The 17,627-nt window shown below is 41.2% G+C and carries 21 protein-coding genes; all 21 read right to left on the bottom strand.

The features are described 5' to 3' along the window. Nucleotide 1: 1 nt before the first annotated feature. Genes flhG through fliG form a run of 21 tightly spaced genes read right to left on the bottom strand, consistent with a single transcriptional unit; the run spans nucleotide 2 to nucleotide 17,617 of the window. Nucleotides 2-898: a flagellum location/number ATPase FlhG gene (gene flhG, locus NSQ16_RS08805; protein ID WP_082098077.1), complete on the bottom strand. Its 897-nt coding sequence runs from the start codon at nucleotides 896-898 to the stop codon at nucleotides 2-4. Beyond that, nucleotides 889-1,989 (bottom strand): flagellar biosynthesis protein FlhF, encoded by a 1,101-nt coding sequence (flhF, locus tag NSQ16_RS08800; protein WP_038428960.1) that lies wholly within the window; start codon nucleotides 1,987-1,989, stop codon nucleotides 889-891. Before flhF ends, flhG begins: the two co-directional genes overlap by 10 nt. After that, nucleotides 1,989-4,022, bottom strand: a complete 2,034-nt coding sequence (gene flhA / locus NSQ16_RS08795) for a flagellar biosynthesis protein FlhA (protein WP_003231947.1) — start codon at nucleotides 4,020-4,022, stop codon at nucleotides 1,989-1,991. The genes flhF and flhA overlap by 1 nt, the downstream gene beginning before the upstream one ends. Nucleotides 4,023-4,054: 32 nt before the next feature. After that, on the bottom strand, nucleotides 4,055-5,137 hold the full coding sequence (flhB, locus tag NSQ16_RS08790; protein ID WP_003231949.1) for a flagellar biosynthesis protein FlhB: 1,083 nt from the start codon (nucleotides 5,135-5,137) through the stop codon (nucleotides 4,055-4,057). Next, entirely contained in the window at nucleotides 5,137-5,916 is a 780-nt protein-coding gene (fliR, locus tag NSQ16_RS08785) for a flagellar biosynthetic protein FliR (protein WP_003245510.1), read from the bottom strand. The genes flhB and fliR overlap by 1 nt, the downstream gene beginning before the upstream one ends. A 7-nt stretch (nucleotides 5,917-5,923) precedes the next feature. Next, on the bottom strand, nucleotides 5,924-6,193 hold the full coding sequence (gene fliQ, locus NSQ16_RS08780; RefSeq protein WP_003220888.1) for a flagellar biosynthesis protein FliQ: 270 nt from the start codon (nucleotides 6,191-6,193) through the stop codon (nucleotides 5,924-5,926). 14 nt (nucleotides 6,194-6,207) lie between these two features. Further along, complete coding sequence (gene fliP, locus NSQ16_RS08775; protein WP_003245692.1) at nucleotides 6,208-6,873, bottom strand: flagellar type III secretion system pore protein FliP; 666 nt, start codon at nucleotides 6,871-6,873, stop codon at nucleotides 6,208-6,210. Then, nucleotides 6,866-7,525, bottom strand: coding sequence for a flagella biosynthesis regulatory protein FliZ (fliZ, locus tag NSQ16_RS08770; protein WP_017694876.1), 660 nt, complete (start codon nucleotides 7,523-7,525; stop codon nucleotides 6,866-6,868). The genes fliP and fliZ overlap by 8 nt, the downstream gene beginning before the upstream one ends. A 14-nt stretch (nucleotides 7,526-7,539) precedes the next feature. Beyond that, entirely contained in the window at nucleotides 7,540-7,902 is a 363-nt protein-coding gene (gene cheY / locus NSQ16_RS08765) for a chemotaxis protein CheY (RefSeq protein ID WP_014476812.1), read from the bottom strand. A gap of 25 nt (nucleotides 7,903-7,927) precedes the next feature. After that, nucleotides 7,928-9,064 (bottom strand): flagellar motor switch phosphatase FliY, encoded by a 1,137-nt coding sequence (gene fliY / locus NSQ16_RS08760; protein WP_198878779.1) that lies wholly within the window; start codon nucleotides 9,062-9,064, stop codon nucleotides 7,928-7,930. Next, nucleotides 9,054-10,052: a flagellar motor switch protein FliM gene (gene fliM / locus NSQ16_RS08755; protein ID WP_003220879.1), complete on the bottom strand. Its 999-nt coding sequence runs from the start codon at nucleotides 10,050-10,052 to the stop codon at nucleotides 9,054-9,056. Before fliM ends, fliY begins: the two co-directional genes overlap by 11 nt. Before the next feature lie 33 nt (nucleotides 10,053-10,085). Then, nucleotides 10,086-10,508, bottom strand: coding sequence for a flagellar basal body-associated protein FliL (gene fliL, locus NSQ16_RS08750; protein ID WP_003231964.1), 423 nt, complete (start codon nucleotides 10,506-10,508; stop codon nucleotides 10,086-10,088). Then, entirely contained in the window at nucleotides 10,505-10,720 is a 216-nt protein-coding gene (swrD, locus tag NSQ16_RS08745; protein ID WP_003231966.1) for a swarming motility protein SwrD, read from the bottom strand. The genes fliL and swrD overlap by 4 nt, the downstream gene beginning before the upstream one ends. Before the next feature lie 39 nt (nucleotides 10,721-10,759). Next, nucleotides 10,760-11,554 (bottom strand): flagellar basal body rod protein FlgG, encoded by a 795-nt coding sequence (flgG, locus tag NSQ16_RS08740; RefSeq protein ID WP_014476809.1) that lies wholly within the window; start codon nucleotides 11,552-11,554, stop codon nucleotides 10,760-10,762. 21 nt (nucleotides 11,555-11,575) lie between these two features. Continuing rightward, nucleotides 11,576-11,998, bottom strand: a complete 423-nt coding sequence (gene flgD / locus NSQ16_RS08735; protein ID WP_014479786.1) for a flagellar hook assembly protein FlgD — start codon at nucleotides 11,996-11,998, stop codon at nucleotides 11,576-11,578. After that, complete coding sequence (locus tag NSQ16_RS08730) at nucleotides 11,995-13,458, bottom strand: flagellar hook-length control protein FliK (RefSeq protein ID WP_230488504.1); 1,464 nt, start codon at nucleotides 13,456-13,458, stop codon at nucleotides 11,995-11,997. The genes flgD and NSQ16_RS08730 overlap by 4 nt, the downstream gene beginning before the upstream one ends. Nucleotides 13,459-13,470: 12 nt before the next feature. Then, entirely contained in the window at nucleotides 13,471-14,085 is a 615-nt protein-coding gene (locus NSQ16_RS08725; RefSeq protein WP_327836798.1) for a MotE family protein, read from the bottom strand. Nucleotides 14,086-14,096: 11 nt separating this feature from the next. Next, nucleotides 14,097-14,540 (bottom strand): flagellar export protein FliJ, encoded by a 444-nt coding sequence (fliJ, locus tag NSQ16_RS08720; protein ID WP_003231977.1) that lies wholly within the window; start codon nucleotides 14,538-14,540, stop codon nucleotides 14,097-14,099. A 2-nt stretch (nucleotides 14,541-14,542) separates the two neighbouring features. Beyond that, nucleotides 14,543-15,859, bottom strand: a complete 1,317-nt coding sequence (gene fliI, locus NSQ16_RS08715) for a flagellar protein export ATPase FliI (RefSeq protein WP_014479783.1) — start codon at nucleotides 15,857-15,859, stop codon at nucleotides 14,543-14,545. Next, nucleotides 15,856-16,608 carry a flagellar assembly protein FliH gene (fliH, locus tag NSQ16_RS08710; RefSeq protein ID WP_003244804.1) on the bottom strand — a complete coding sequence of 251 codons (753 nt, stop codon included), beginning with the start codon at nucleotides 16,606-16,608 and terminating at the stop codon, nucleotides 15,856-15,858. Before fliH ends, fliI begins: the two co-directional genes overlap by 4 nt. Further along, nucleotides 16,601-17,617 (bottom strand): flagellar motor switch protein FliG, encoded by a 1,017-nt coding sequence (gene fliG, locus NSQ16_RS08705; RefSeq protein WP_003231981.1) that lies wholly within the window; start codon nucleotides 17,615-17,617, stop codon nucleotides 16,601-16,603. Before fliG ends, fliH begins: the two co-directional genes overlap by 8 nt. Nucleotides 17,618-17,627: the final 10 nt, after the last annotated feature.

The raw sequence follows: 17,627 nt of genomic DNA, 5'->3' as shown, positions 1-17,627 counted from the left end.
ATTAAGCCCTCCTCATTAAAAAAGAAGATAATTTCTCAATAAATGTCTGTTTGTCTTCTTTGTGTCTCGTTTCTTCTCTTTCAAACAAGGCGTCCGCTAAAATACGGACTGACCGGCTGGCTTTTGCCTGAGGGCTTTTTATGAAAAAAGGAACCTGTTCGACAACCGCTTTGCTCACGATCACATCGTCAGAAACGGAACCGGCAAACTGAACCTGAACATCCAAAAACATATGAATTGTACGGGAGAGGCGGGCAAAAGCGTCAAGCCCTTCCTTTTGGTCACGGCACCGATTGACAGCCACCTTCATTGAAAGCTTATTTTCTGTCAAAACCAAGTGCTTGACAGCGCTGTATGCGTCCATAATGGCCGTCGGCTCGGGAGTTGTTATAATCAAAATATCTTCTGCTGATAAAATAAAAGGCAGTTGATCTTTTGATAAGCCCGCTCCCATATCAAACAGCACATAATCGAACTGGCTTAATGCATGAGAAAGTTCATTGGCAAAAAACGTCCATTTTCTCTGATCGAGCTGAAACATCACATCAAGACCGGTTCCCCCTGATATATACCGCAAACCCTTTGGGCCAATGGATAATGACTGGAGCAAAGGCTTACGATCGGTTAAAACATCAATTATCGTGGCAGACGATGAATTTCCCATTAATATATCAATGTTTCCCATCCCGATATCAAGGTCGATGAGCAGCACCTTCTTACCTTTATCCTGCAGCGCAAGTGCCATATTTAAGGTAATATTGGATTTTCCGACACCGCCCTTGCCGCTAATGACAGCAAGTGTCTTCGCTTTTTGTGAATAAACCATTGGCAGAACGCGCTCACGTTTTTCCATTTTCGCCCGTAAAGTTGCTGCTTGGTCATATCTGTTCATCTGCACAGCATCCTCACAAAACCAAGTGGAGATACAGTCTGTATATCCTCAGGCACATTCTGGCCGTTAGTCATAAACCCGACACCTATTTTTGATTCTGCCAGTATATTAAATACAGAACCTAAGGAAGTCGTTTCATCTATTTTCGTAAAAATATACTGATTGACAGGGACGGATGAAAACCGTTTGACAATATGCTTCATATCTTCATATTTTGCAGTCGCGGATAAAACAAGAAATGACTGAATGCTACTCTCAAAAGGAATCGTTTCTTTCAGTTCATCAATGTATTGCGGGTCCTTGAAGTTTCTTCCAGCTGTATCAACAAACACATGATCATACTCAGAAAATAGCTCCTTCGCCTGCTGAAATTCTTCTTTTGTATAGCAAACTTCCAGAGGAGCCTGCAGCAGTTCAGCGTATGTTTTCAACTGTTCAACAGCTGCAATACGATACGTATCTGTTGTAATAAAAGCGATTTTTTTATGTTTTTCAAGCATAGATATGGCTGCGAGTTTAGCCAGTGTAGTTGTTTTACCAGCCCCTGTTGAACCAAAGAGAACGATATATTTTGAATGAATTGGCTCCTGCCACTTGTCTGCTGAGGGCAGCATATCGCATAGTATTTCCTGAAGTTTGCCGACAACATTTTCTTCAGTCAAGCCGCCTGCTTCAACAGAGAAGCGAAGCAATTTTTTCAGAGTGTTCGTTTTCGTAGACTCTTTGATCCCTGTTTCGTGCAAAAGCTTTTCTGCTTTTCGCAGCGGCTCAGGAAGTACAGATTGATATGCTGAAAAATCACCTAGCTCCTGTTGCGCCGGAATTTGAGGGGGATATGTTCTCTCCTCTATTTTCGGACTGCTGACCGGAGTTTTTAATGTTTGTTTCGGTTCAGCTGCCTTCTGAGGCGTTTTTTTCTCAAGAAAGTCCTGATCCAATACGGCGATTACTTCAACAGCAGGCTTGTTGACGAGGCCAAACCATTTTCGCTTTTTAATTTTTTTCGAATTTAATATGACCGCTTCATTACCTAACTCTTTTCTGATGAGAAGTGCCGCTTCTTGCATTGAAGCAGCAGTAAATTTTTTTATTTTCATTAAATATCCACCACTCCAATGCTTTGTACCTCAACATTCGCCTCAAGTTCGTTATAAGAGAGTACCGGAAGATCAGGGAAGTACCGTTCCAGAAGCTGCTTCACATACATTCTGACAGGCGGCGAGCAAAGAAGAATCGCGGTTTCCTGACGTAATGAGAGCTGTTCAGCTTCTTTGGCGACAGAGCGTACTATACTTTCTGAAATATCTGGTTCAAGTGATAAATAGTTCCCGTGTTCCGTCTGCTGCACACCGTCTGCTATTGCTTTTTCTACACGGCCCGAACAAGTAACAACCTTCAATACTTCATTTTCTTTGGCAAACTGGGCTGTAATTTGTTTAGCAAGCGCTTGTCTTGTATACTCTGTCAAGAGATCAGAATCTGTTGTTAATTTCCCATAGTCAGCAAGTGTTTCAAAAATCGTTACTAAGTTTCGAATTGAAACTTTTTCTTTTAAAAGCTTAGCAAGCACTTTCTGAATATCACCGACAGACAATGGATTCGGCGTAACCTCTTCAACCAGGACTGGATACGATTCTTTCAAGTGATCGATCAGCTGTTTTGTCTCCTGCCTTCCGATCAATTCGTGGGCATGCTGCTTAATTTTCTCCGTAATATGCGTTGAAACGACTGATGCAGGATCAACTACTGTATAACCAAGCATATCGGCTTCATCCTTTACCGCTTCGCTAATCCATTTAGCCGGCAGCCCGAATGAAGGCTCCACTGTTTCAATCCCTTCAATGAGATCGTCCTCAGGAGTAGGCGACATCGCTAAATAATGATCAAGCAACAGCTCGCCTTTTGCTACTTCGTTTCCTTTAATTTTCAATCGGTATTCATTAGGCTGCAACGCTATATTATCTCTGATTCGCACGACAGGAATGACAAGCCCGAGTTCCAAAGCCAACTGACGGCGTATCATAACAATTCGGTCTAATAAATCACCGCCTTGATTGGCATCAGCAAGCGGTATCAGGCCATATCCAAACTCAAATTCTATCGGATCTATATGCAGAAGCTGAACAACACTTTCAGGGCTTTTAAGCTCGTCCACCTCAGCCTCTTCCTCAAGAATCTCATCCACTTCTTCTTTTTCCTTACCTGATTTAGATAGTGTATATGCGCCAAAAGCAAGCAATCCCGCAAGCGGCCCCGTCAGAAGGATGCCGATCGGAGTGAAAATACCTAAAAGCATGATCGTAGCTGCTGCGACGTATAAAAGCTTTGGATACGCAAACAGCTGGCCTGTAATGTCATGCCCTAAGTTTCCTTCAGAGGCAGCTCTTGTGACCACAATACCCGTAGCCGTAGAAATTAACAGTGCCGGGATTTGCGAAACAATTCCATCCCCTACAGTCAGCATCGTAAAGTGTGAAGCAGCCTCTTGAATGGACATGCCCTGCTGAAGCATTCCGATCACGATTCCGAAAATAATATTGATCATCACAATGATGATTCCGGCAATGGCGTCACCTTTTACAAATTTACTGGCACCGTCCATTGCTCCATAAAAGTCTGCTTCTCTTGCCACTTTTTCGCGGCGATGCTTCGCTTCCTGTTCGGTAATCATCCCTGCGTTTAAATCAGCATCAATACTCATCTGCTTCCCCGGCATTGCGTCCAGCGTAAACCTTGCTGCAACCTCGGAAACACGTTCAGCACCTTTTGTAATGACGATAAACTGAATAATAATAAGGATGATAAATACAACGAGTCCAACTAATACATTTCCGCCGACAACGAAATTTCCGAAAGTCTCGACGACTTTACCTCCTTCACCGTGTGAAAGAATTGAACGGGTAGTTGAGACGTTCAAGCCCAAACGAAATAGGGTCAAAAGCAGCAACAGTGACGGAAAAATCGAAAACTGAAGCGCTTCCTGCATATTCATTGTGGTGAGAAGCACGATCAACGCAAGAGAAATATTAATAATGATCAAAATACTTAACAGCCATGGAGGAAATGGAATCACCAGCATCGCCACAATGAGGACAACACTTATTAAAACGGATAAATCTCTTGTTGACATGCTGTTTTTTCTCTCCTTTTAAATCGAAAAATTCAATATACTTTTTGTTTTGTTTTATATACGTAAGCCAGAATTTCTGCTAAAACTTTAAAAAATTCTTCCGGCACTGCCTGGTCAATTTCCACCTGATCATATAACGCACGGGCAAGCGGTCTGTTTTCTACCATCATGACATCATGCTCTTTAGCAATTTTCCTGATTTTTAACGCAAGGTGGTCGACGCCTTTTGCAACAATATAAGGTGCGTCCATTTTTTCTTCATCATATTTCAAAGCAATCGCATAGTGAGTCGGGTTTGTGATAATGACATCTGCTTTTGGAACTTCCTGCATCATCCGCCTCATCGCCATTTCCCGCTGTCTTTGTTTAATTTTAGACTTGATAATCGGGTCTCCTTCAGATTTTTTGTACTCATCTTTTATATCTTGTTTTGACATTTTGATATTTTTCTCATAGTCAAATCTCTGATATAAATAGTCGAGACCAGCAAGAATCAACAATGCACCTGCACCGCTTAGTCCCATCCACAAAGTGAGTTTTGAAACGAAAGAAAGTGCCTCTTCGGGTGTCAGGAGAGGAAGCCGGAGAATTTCTCCATAATGCAGCCAAAGCACAGCAAAAGCCGCAAAACCAACGACTACGATTTTCAAAATTGATTTAATCAGCTCTACAATCGCCCTCATACTGTATATTCGTTTAAAGCCTTTGATCGGATCCAGTTTTTCAAGCTTAGGCTGTATCACTTCAGCAGAAAATAAGAACCCAACCTGCATATAGTTGCTTACGACTCCTGCAACAAGAGCAACAAGCAAGATCGGTGCGAGTATCATGCCCATATCCTTTAATAAGCTGACAAACAATGTATGCACATTTGATTCTGAGAGCTTCATTGTGAGCGATTCGGTATAAAATGTTTCTATGAATGACAGCAGCCTGTCTCTCATATACGGACCAATTGCAATAAGCGAAAGGAATATTACCAGTAAAGAAACGGCGGTATTGACATCCGAGCTTTTGGCTACCTGCCCTTTTTTTCGCGTATCCTTCCGTTTTTTCGGAGTGGCTTTTTCTGTCTTCTCTCCCGCAAAAAACTGCAGGTCAACTCTAAGCTTCATTAAGAAACACCGACCAATGCTAAAAGATTCCGCATCGTTTCAATCGTTAAACTGAAAACATTCCGGACAACGACGAAGATAACGGACATACATACAATGAGCATAATGAAACTGACAGCGATCTTTAAAGGCAGACCGACCACAAATACATTTAACTGCGGAACAGTTCGAGCCACGATACCTAATGCTAAATCAACTAGAAACAAACTGGCCACAACCGGCGCTGACATTTGAAAAGCGATAATAAACATTGCATTAAAGCTTTTCGCAATAAAATAGGCAAACTTTTCATCGCCGAAATTCGGAAATGCCTGATCAACTGAAATATACTGAAAGCTGTAGTAAATACCATCCAGCAACAAATGGTGGGCATTAACACTCAGCATAAACAAAAGTGCCATCGTATAGATAAACTGGCCAATCAACGGACTTTGTGCACCGGTTTGCGGATCAATAACGTTTGCTATTGAAAATCCCATTTGAAAATCAATAAACGAGCCGGCAATCTGCACTGCGGCAATCATCATATAAGCAATTAAACCCAGACATAGGCCGACCAAAGCTTCTTTAAACGCCAAAAGCATATAGTGCTCATCTATCTCCAAAGAGGGCGGTTTATCAATGGTGCTGAAACAAATGACCGCAAGAAAAAAAGCAAAACCTATGCGATGAACAGCTGGCACATTTCGATGTCCAAATAGCGGAATCGTTACAAAAAAAGCAGAGATTCTAATAAAAACCAATAAAAAAGCAGGAAATAAGTCAATAATTGAATTCATCTCTACATTACCCTGCAAAACGATTTAAATTAGAAAACAGCTCTGTTGTAAATGAAAGAATCGTCGACAGCATCCACGGACCAAAAAAAATGAGAGCCAGGAGAACCGCCACGATTTTCGGAATAAACGCCAAAGTCTGTTCCTGGATTTGAGTTGTCGCCTGAAATATGCTGACAATTAAACCGACCAGTAAAGCAATAGCCAATAATGGCCCGCTGATCATCAGCGTTACGTATACGGCTTTTTCCGCCATAGAAATTACAAATTCTGAACTCACGTTTAGCACCTACCCTAAAAGCTCTGAAGCAAAGATTTCACAATTAAATACCAGCCGTCTACCAAAACAAAAAGTAATATTTTAAAGGGCAGAGAAATCATAACTGGAGGCAGCATCATCATTCCCATTGACATCAAGACGCTCGCCACTACCATATCTATAATTAAAAAAGGGATAAAAATCATAAAACCTATTTGAAATGCTGTTTTAAGCTCCGATATGGCAAAAGCCGGAACCATTGTTGTTAACGGAATATCCTTTAATGATTCAGGTTTATCCATTTTCGCGTAATTCATAAACAGCGCCAGATCCTTCTGCCTTGTGTGTTTACTCATAAATTCTTTAATCGGTTCCTCAGCTTTCGTATACGCTTCATCCAAGCTGATTTTGTTGTCCATTAATGGGGTCAGCGCTTCTTTATTAATTTCTGAAAAAGTAGGAGCCATAATAAAAAATGTTAAAAACAGCGCAAGCCCGATAAGAACCTGGTTTGGGGGCATAGATTGCGTCGCAAGTGAAGTTCTGACAAATGACAGAACAATGACGATGCGAGTAAAACAAGTCATAAGAATCAATATTCCAGGCGCCACTGAAAATACAGTTAACAATAATAGTAATTTAACAGTTGAACTTACGTTTTCCGGATCGCTTGAACTGAAAATATTTATAAACTCATTCATGATGACGTGGGCCTTTCTTCTTTCCTTCAGAACGGTTTTGTTTTAACTCTTCAAGTTGCTCTTTTAATGCTTTTGAAAATGAAGGCAGTTTTTGCTGCGGCTGATGTTCAGAACTCTTAAGCGGCTTCACAAACTTTTGCCACTCTATTTTGCTTGACATGGCCTCTTCATGCTGACTGAGAATGACTTCAATCTCTTTTTCATCCTCAATTTCTTTCAGCAGCTGGATCGTCTCTCCTACACCGACGACGAGCACACTTTTCCCGACCTTGATCAATTGTATGGATCTGTTCTGACCGACCGATGTGCCGCCAATATTTTCAACATATTGAAAAGGCTTTAGGAGCCGATTTCTTTTGTTCATGAGCTTAACCAGCCCGTAAATCAGCACGATAACAAACAGTAAAGCGAAAATCATCTTTACAAAATCAAAAGCTGAGACAGAAGGAGCAGCCGCTCCCTCCGTCTCATCAGCAGTTTTTGTTGTTTTTTCTTTCTTTTGTTCTGACTTATCTGCAGTTTTTTCATCTTTCTTTTGAAACCATTCGTTTACAGTTGAATTATCAGAGTCTGCCGCGGCAGCAGCAATCGGATGTACACTGAATAAAACGAAAAAACAAATAAAAACGATAAAGTATTGACTCTTTTTCAACAGTCGTACACCCTTTAACTTAATGTTTTGTTGATTGCTTCAAGCACACGGTCAGCCTGGAAAGGTTTCACAATGAAATCCTTAGCGCCGGCCTGAATGGCATCAATAACCATTGATTGCTGTCCCATAGCAGAACACATGATGATTCTTGCCTGCGCATCAATTTGTTTAATTTCTTTTAATGCTGTAATACCATCCATTTCTGGCATCGTGATATCCATAGTAACAAGGTCAGGTGAATGCTCTTTATATTTCTCTACCGCTTGTGCTCCATTTTCAGCTTCCGCCACAACTTCAAAACCATTTTTAACTAAAATATCTTTAATCATCATTCGCATAAATGCTGCGTCATCTACAATTAAAATTCTATGTGCCATAATCTATCTCTCTCCTTGTGTTTCGTTATTTTAAATTATTAATGCGCTCTGCCTGGCTTAAAATGTCAGTGACTCTCACTCCGAAGTTTTCTTCAATGACAACGACCTCGCCTTTGGCAACGATACGCTGATTAACTAAAATATCTACAGGCTCACCGGCTAATTTATCAAGCTCGATAATACTTCCGGCAGAAAGCTCTAAAATCTCTTTTACGCTTCTCTTCGTTCTGCCAAGCTCAACAGTAATCGAAAGCGGGATATCCAAAAGCATATCCAGATTATGAATAGGGGCTTGTACAGCTTCGTTTGGATCAAACGCTGAAAATTCCACCGGTGAAACCTGAACTGGCGCTGCTTTTTTTGCTGTTCCCTGCCTTTTTGGCGGCTGCTGCTGTTGCTTCGGTTCAATACGCGGCTCTGGCGTCACAGGCTCTTTCGGCTGTTCGTATGTAACTTCAGGCTGCACCGTTTCTTCTTTCTCTGCACTTTCTGAGTTCATAAGGCTTGAAATTAAATCTTTCGCAAATGTCAATGGGTAAAGCTGCATAATGCTGGAGTCTATTAATTCTCCCACCTTTAAGTTGAAAGAAACTTTCACCAGCATTTCATCATCAGGAATACGGTCTGTACCCTTTTCTTCAGTAACATCCAGCAATTCAACCCGAGGAGGCGAAATATCAATTTTTTTACTGAATACAGTAGACATTGATGTGGCAGCCGATCCCATCATTTGGTTCATTGCTTCTTGAACAGCACTTAAATGGATTTCACCCAGTGAAGGGTCCGCACCTTTTCCGTCTCCCCCGATCATTAAGTCAGCAATGATCGCCGCGTCACTTTGTTCCACGACTAACAGGTTGCTTCCGCTGAAGCCCTCCGTATAATTCACTTCAATCGCTACATACGGTTCAGGAAACGCATCGCTGATTTTACTTCTTGGAATGACCGTTACGCTTGGAGTCGTAATATCGACCTTTTGATTTAAAAGCGTTGACAGTGCTGTCGCAGAACTGCCGAATGAAATATTACCGATTTCACCGATCGCATCACGCTCCATTTCCGATAAGTCATCTACTTCCGGAACCTCTGGCTCATCAAGCGTGCTGCCAGTACCGTTAAGAAGCGCGTCAATCTCATCTTGAGATAATCTATTATTCTCCATCTTGTTCACCTCTTATGTCGTGATCTAAAATTTGCACTGCCTGTTTTCGATTCACCCGGCCGGCTTGTCCTAAAAATTTCGGCTTATCTCCGACCAATACAGTAAGAGGATCCGTGACTGATTTGTCCAAAGTTATGCAGTCTCCGACTTCTAAACTTAAAAACTCTTCTATCGTCAGTTCAGATGTGCCGAGCTCGGCCACGACAGGTATTTGTGCTGTCATGATACGTTTTTCAAGCGACTTTGTTTCCTCAGGCTTGGGCTCATTTCGGTCTGATTGCATCCAATAGTGGACTGAAAGCTTCGGTATGAGCGGCTCGAGTACGATATGCGGGATACAGAGATTAATGACACCGCTGATTTCACCAATTTGAGTATTGAGCGAGATCACCACGACTGTTTCATTAGGAGATACCATCTGAACAAATTGCGGATTCACTTCAAACTCAGTCATTTCCGGTTCAATATCAGCAATTGACTGCCAAGCTTCTTTATAATTACCCAGTGCATTTTCAAATAAATTAGAAATGATTTTTGTTTCAATTTCTGTCAAACTGTCAACCTTGTTATGACTGATTCCAATCCCGCCCATGACTCGATCCATCATCGTATAAGCTATCGTGGGGTTGACCTCCATCATAATTCTTCCTTCCATCGGATGAACATCAAATAGATTTAGAATCGTCATGTTTGGAATCGATCTGATAAATTCCTCATACGGAACCTGATCAACAGAACTGACAGATATGTGAATATAGGTTCTGAGCTGAGCAGAAAAATGAGTGGTAAGAAGTCTTGCAAAATTGTCATGAATTCTCGTTAAACTGCGGATCTGATCCTTAGAAAACCGCAGCGCACGTTTGAAATCATAAACCTTGACTTTCTTCTCTTTTTCTTCTTTTTTCAGCTCTTCAGCGTCCATTTCACCTGTTGATATTGCAGAAAGCAGTGCATCTATTTCATTTTGGGAGAGAACTTCTCCTGACATTTTCCTCACCTCCGTATTCTGTCAAATTATGCTTTATTGCAGATTAAAGGAGGTAATATACACTTTTTCTACTTTTCCTTCTTGGAGGTAGCTATTTATTTTATCTTTTAGTTCCTTCTTAAAGGTTTCTTTTCCCTTGTCTCCCTCAATCTGATCAGCATTCGTATCAGCCAGCAGTGATATAACAGCGTCTTTCACTTGGAAATCACGTTTCTCAAGTTCTTCTTTTGATTTATCAGAATCAGTTTCAAGTTTAATAGCAAGACGGATAATGTTATCAGACTTTAAATTTGTTGTGATCTCTTCTACATCAACAGACGACGCAACGATTTCATCAATACTTTTTTTCGCTTCACTTTTTTCAGACTTTCCGCCTAAAACAAAATAAGCCGCCGCCCCGAGAGCACCAATTACGATAAGAATAATTAGTAATATGATCATTAACTTTTTCTTCATTCCGGTTCCTCTATTCCTTGATCCATTGCAAATATTTGTATTTTTCGGTAGAAAGCTGCGATCTTTTCCAGAACAGCTTCTTCATCTTCTTTTACTACAAACTTCTTACCATTTGACAGAGTAATTGTAGTATCCGGAAAACATTCAATCTGTTCAATAAATAGCGCATTCAGTGTAAAGGGCTGCCCGTTCAAACGGGTTACTTTAATCATAAAACAGCGGAGAAGCGATTACTCGCCTCCCCTCCCTCCTTAACGTTTAAGGTTAACCAGTTCTTGAAGGATTTCATCAGATGTTGTAATAATTTTTGAGTTTGATTGGAATCCGCGCTGGGCTACGATCATTTCAGTAAATTCGTCAGTTAAATCGACGTTAGACATTTCGAGAAATCCTACTTTAAGGGAACCTGTTCCGCCATCACCGGGCTGGTTCGCTGCACTGGCCGTACCAGAGTTTAAAGATTCACGGTATAAGTTGCTCCCGATTTTATCTAAGCCGTCACTGTTGGCAAAAGTCACAATCCCGATTTGTCCGCCGTCTTGTGATTGACCACCGGCATCAACGATCGATACCTTGCCATCAGAACCGATAGTGAAACTTTGTGCATCAGTAGGAATTTTAATTGTTCCGCCATTCATATTTAGTACATGGTAGCCATCACCTGTAACCAATGTTCCGGTGTTATCTAAATAGAAGTTTCCAGCTCTTGTATAAGCTGTTCCGGCGCCTGTATCAATTCGAAAATAGCCATCGCCATCGATTGCTAAATCAAGTGTTCTTCCTGTGCTTTGTGTCGCGCTTGTTGAATGAATTGTATCAATTGTGCCAGATGATGAACCTAAACCGATTTGCTTAGAGTTTGTTCCGCCGATTGTTGCACCAGCAGCAGAACCGCCGGCAATGGTTTGACTCACCATATCTTTAAAGGTAACCCGACTCTTTTTGAATCCCACTGTATTTACGTTGGCAATGTTATTGCCGATAACATCAAGCTTTGTTTGAAAGTTTTTCATACCGCTGATTCCAGAATAAAGTGAACGTAACATAATATATTCCCCCAGATGTTTTTATTTAGATGATTGTCCCACAGACATGACATTCGCAGGACTGATCTCGGTCCCATCATCAAGAACGAGATAATAATTTCCTTTAAAATGTTTAACAGAGCTTACTGTGCCTGTTTTATCTGTTGCACTTTTACCATCAGTCCAAGATACTTCTTTTCCCATCCAATCAACATACGTTGTAAACGGATCTTGGTTTTCAACGAATTGAGTCATTGTCGTATTCAGATTCATCATTTGCTCCAAGCTTGAAAAAGTCGCCATCTGGCTGATAAATTCTTTATCGTCAACCGGGTTAAGCGGATCTTGGTTTTGAACTTGAGTCATTAATATTTTTAAAAACTCGTCTTTCCCCAAGCTGCTGTTGTTCGTCGACACAGTGTTCGTTTTTTCAGGCAGTTTATATTCTGAACTTATAGAAGTCATTCTTCTTCCTCCATTTCAACCATCGACACTTCATCGAGCAGATCGCCAAAATCATTTGATTGCTTTTTCTGTCTTTGCTGTCTCTGCCCCTCTTGCTGCTGTTTCTGTTCATCAGCAAGCTGGCCGTATATCGGCTGATCCCCGCTTTGGACCGGAAGAGTAAAACGGTCAATTTGGACGGCCATATTCGGCAATGATTGCTTCAGCTGAGGAAGATGCTGTTCAAGCAATTCTTTTGCTGATTGGCTAGATGCTATGATTTTACTCTGAAACATTCCATTTTCATTTGTCAGCTTGATTGTGACAAATCCTAAATGTTCAGGGTTCAGCCGAATAGTGAAACTTCCCGTCGATCTGCCGAAAGGCGTATATTTCATCTGCTTCCACGCATTAATCACTTGATCAGCCACCGTTTTTGTTTCGGCATTTGGTATATCAGATGACATCTGCTGCAGATCAAGTGTTTGAACTCCTCCTATGCCCCGATACCCCGAAAACAGCATTTGGAGTCCTGATTTACTATCTACAGGCTGAATACTTCCAGAAACATCCGATGTTTTTTTGCTGGATGAACTCTGCGAGAGCGGTGTGAGAACACGCTTCCCAAAGTCTTGTGATGATTCGGATGATTTCGATAACAAGAAGGCTTTCAGCTGGCTTTCAGCTAAACTCCATTCTTTGGTCCCTTTTTGAGGAAGCATAGACATTTGATCCATTAAGCTTTGAAAACTTTTCAGCTCTGACGCTGTCATCGAGTAAAGTTTTGAACTTGACTCAGCTTTAGTGAATATTTGCTGTTTAAGATCCTGAATTAGTTGTTGAGATACACCCTTCTTTTCTAATGCAGAAAGGAATTGATCTCCATTTTGGTAAATGGCATGAGCTTCATTGCCATTCCCGCGATCAGTCAGCTTATTCCCTTCTACGAGCTGGCTAATGAACATCTGGATATAGATAAGCTCTTTAGCAGGCTCGGATACTTCATTTTCCTGATTTGATTGCTCTTTATCAGACTTCAGTGCTCCATTAATGTCAGAAGCAGAATCATTGGCACTCAAAGCCGTTTTAGCTTCTGAAAAGATTTTCTCCGTTTCTGTGAGCAATTGATCCGTCCCGCCTGACATTTTTGATTCAACTGCTTGCAAAAGATTTTGCAACATTTGCAGAGCATTCGCATCCAATTGCTTCCCTGTCAGTTTGCTTAATGTTTGCAAAAGATCCGCATTTTGTTTGTCTTGATCTTCAGGACTTGCATTTAGCCATTCACCGATCTTTTTAAGCGCATCTGCTAAAAGCTGATCTTCAGAATTAGGAGTTCCCTTTCCTTGTTCTGAAAGTTCCTTCAATCCAGCCTCAGACATAAGCCAGTTTTGAAAAACTCCCTGGCTACTTTTCATGTTTTTAGCGGCAGAACCCGTTGTGGTTTGCAGCAAAGGTCCGGCTAATTCAAGCAGCTTCACCTTTCATTCCCCCTATTCTTGGCTGGCAGCAATTTTTTCTGTATAGGTTGCTGCTTGCTCAGGAGTCATTTTCGCCAATATGTCAGCAAGCTGCTTTTTGCTAAGGCCATTCAATATTTTCAGTGCTTCTTGCTCCTTTAATTGGACAATAATTTTAGCAGCCTTTCCGCTGTCCATGCTTTTGTACACACTGATCACTTTGTCATTTTCAGAAGAAGCTTTCGAGCCTGCTGATCCTTCAGTATGATCTTCTGATGACTTTTTTTGATCCTCAGCCGTCTTTTCAAGTGAACGGATCTTTTGATTGAGCCTATCGATTTCTGATTTACTTGTTTCTAAATCTTTATTCAATATACTGATTTCACTTTTTTGATCCTTAATGGTCTTTTCCAGAGCTGCCGTATTACTGCTATCCTTACTTGATGCTGCGCCTTTTTTATTTTCGGTTTCAGGGACCAATTCTTTAAGAACCGGCGTTTTTGCCGCAGCATCCTGTATCGGCTTTAAGACATCGATACCAGCAGCCCAAAGAACAATCCCCCCTGCGATTAATAGAAACATCAGCGGGAGGATAATGATAAGCAAAACCGAACGGAACTTACCTGATTCTTTCTTTTTGCCGGACATTACATTCGCTCCTAATGGCCTTGAATCATAAACTGCTTAATCGAAATATCGTCCATTTCTTTCATTTCTGCAGCTTTATCTTCAAGAGCAAACATTTTAAACTGTTTTTCACGCATTTTTTCAAACTTTTTCACTTCAATGTTTTTCTCTGTCAAAATTTCTTGTTTTTGATTCATTTGATTTCTTTTCATAATGACAAGCTTTTGATAGTGATAGATCGTATTATCAAGATTTGAGACAAATTGTTGGTAGTGCCTCATTTCTTGTACACTCATGCCGCTTTTTAATTTCTTTTCCTTATTTTGTTCCAGCAATTCTTTTTTGCTCATATTCTCATATAATTTTTCAGCAACGTTTTCAAATTCAGAAACTGATTGCTGATACTCGGATAAGGATTGGTCTTTTTCATTTTCTTTTAGTTCCAGCAGCTTTTGGAATCTAAATTGATAAGCCACGTTTATTCCTCATTTCCTGTCAAGCTAGTTAATACAGCAATGCTTTCTTCCAATAAAGCCGGTTCGTCTGTTCCCTGCTTTAAAAATTGAATAAGCTGCGGATAAAATTGTATCGCTTCATCAATTTCTCTGGATGATCCTCTTTTGTAAGCTCCGATATTAATGAGATCTTCCGAATTTTGATATGTCGATAAAAGTTCACGGAATTTATTTGCCGCATCCAGATGCTGTTTTGTTGAAATGTTTGACATCACCCTGCTGATGCTTTTTAGTACGTTAACTGCAGGAAACTGGCCTTTATTGGCAAGCGCCCTGTCCAACACAATATGTCCGTCTAAAATTCCGCGTACAGTATCGGCAATCGGCTCATTCATGTCATCCCCATCTACCAACACTGTATAAAATGCCGTAATGGTTCCATGCTCGTTTGCACCTGTTCGTTCTAGTAAACGAGGTAAAATAGCGAACACTGAAGGTGTATAACCTTTTGTTGTCGGAGGCTCTCCTGCAGCCAGTCCAATCTCTCGCTGCGCCATTGCCACCCTTGTAACAGAATCCATCATAAACATGACATTTTGGCCTTTATCTCGGAAATACTCGGCAATTGCAGTCGCTGTATATGCCGCTTTCAATCTCATTAATGCTGGCTGGTCTGAGGTGGCAACGACTACAATCGATCGTTTCAGCCCCTCTTTCCCCAGATCTTTTTCAATAAACTCCCGAACCTCTCGTCCGCGTTCTCCGACAAGTGCAATGACGTTTAAGTCAGCCTCTGTCTGCTTGGCGATCATCCCCATTAATGTGCTTTTTCCGACACCGCTTCCTGCAAAAATTCCAATCCGCTGGCCTTTCCCGACTGTCAGCAAGCTGTCAATTGATCTGACTCCAACACCCATCTTTTCACGGATAGGCGGCCGTTTCATCGGGTTGGGCGGTGATTGCTCCGTCGATACAGGCGAAAGCCCTTTCGGCAGAAGTTTTCCGTCAAGCGGTTCTCCAAAAGCATCGATGACTTGTCCGATCAGTCCGGTTCCAACTTTAACCCGAAGTGATTCCCCAGTAGCTTCTACAATGCTGCCAGGTGCAATGCTCGCAGCCTCTAAATAAGGCATAAGCAAAATATTTTCTTCCTGGAAGCCGACTACCTCAGCTTTAATGACTTTCCCAGATTGTCCTTTTGCATAAATCAGGCACACGTCGCCAATTGAGCTTGCTGGCCCTTTTGATTCAATCATCAGGCCGATGACCCGCTTGACTTTTCCGTACCGTTTATACGAGTCTGTCATTTCTATACAATCTATCAGACTCTGTGTCTTCATTCAGCTGCACCTGCTTCCAGCGCTGTCAGAAGTTTATCTTTCAATTGCATCAATTGTGTGTCAACACTCGCATCTACCCTGCCAAAAGGAGTTTCAATATAACAGGTTCCTTTTTGAGCTTTTTCATCAGCATATATGCCAAGCCGACATTCTTTATAAAGAAGCTGCTGGATTTCATCTTTTTGCTGAAAGATTGTCTCATAGTAATATGGATCAACATAAATTGATATATCGTCATATTCCTTCACTTCGTTTATAACCTGTTGTACAAGCAGGAGGAAAGCCTCTTTATCATCAGACTTTTGCTGCCAAACTTTTTTTGCTAGGGCAACGGCAAGCTCAACGATTTCTTCATTAGCGTCTTCAAGCTTGTCCTCAACAGCTTTTCTGGACATTTCAGTTATACTGTTTGCTTGGCCGATCAGTTCTGCATACTGTTTCATTGCCTCAGCTTTGCCCAGCGCTACTCCTTGTTCAAAGCCCTCGGCTTTTGCTTCTTCAATAAGCTTCTGTTTTTCAGCCGCCCAATCGTTTTTCTCCTGTTCAATTTGACGGCGAATATTTTCTATATGACTGTTTGCCTGCTCAGAAATCCGATCAGCTTCCTCTTTCACTCGGGCCATAAGCGCCTCCGGGTTCTCTTCAGCCTGCAAAAGGTGAGAATGATCAATACGCACCTCTTGTATAGAAAGTTTTCTTTTTTCCTTTTGTGGAGAAATAGATGATTCTTGTTTAATGATATTAGACAATAATATCATCCCCTCCGCCTCTTGCTATTACAATTTCACCGGCTTCTTCAAGCTTTCTGACGATACTTACAATTCTCGATTGAGCTTCTTCTACATCTTTCAAGCGTACAGGGCCCATAAATTCCATTTCTTCTTTGAAGGTTTCAACCATACGCTGTGACATATTGTTGAATACAATTTCTTTGACTTCCTCGCTTGCAACCTTTAATGAAAGGAGCAAATCGTCGTTCTCAACATCGCGAATGACTCTCTGAATGGCACGGTTATCAAGTGTGACAATATCTTCGAAGACAAACATCCGCTTTTTAATTTCTTCAGCAAGATCGGGATCCTGAATTTCCAATGAATCCAAGATCGTCTTCTCTGTCCCTCTGTCTACCCCGTTTAACACTTCCACAACAGCTTCAATTCCGCCTGTTTGTGTATAATCCTGAGTAAATGCAGAAGATAATTTTTGTTCCAGAATCCGTTCTACCTCATTAATTATTTCTGGAGATGTTCTATCCATAACCGCGATTCTTCTCGCAACCTCAGCCTGTACTTCCGGATTCAGCTCGGATAAAATCTGCCCGGCCTGCACTGGATCTAAATAAGACAAGATTAACGCCATCGTCTGCGGATGCTCTTGCTGGATAAAATTCAAAATTTGTTCAGGCTCCGCTTTTCTGGCAAAATCAAATGGTTTAACCTGCAAAGAAGAAGTCAGCCTGTTTAGAATGTTCTCTGCCTTATCCTCTCCAAGCGCCTTTTCCAGAACTTGTCTTGCATAGCTTAAACCGCCTTGAGAAATATAATCTTGTGCAATGGCTATATTATGAAATTCTTCTATGATTTCATCCTTTTTTTGATGATCGACGCTTCGAACACCTGATATTTCCAGAGTAAGCCTTTCAATTTCTTCATCGGTTAAGTGCTTATAGACAGAAGCTGACACATCTAACCCCAAGGAAATCATGAGAATGGCTGCTTTTTGTTTTCCTGTAAGCTTATCTTGATCACGTCTCGCCATTTCTAATTCC

It is taken from the genome of Bacillus sp. PS108 (assembly GCF_037963335.1).
GTDB lineage: Bacteria > Bacillota > Bacilli > Bacillales > Bacillaceae > Bacillus > Bacillus subtilis.
This window is presented reverse-complemented; position numbering and strand designations above follow the sequence as displayed.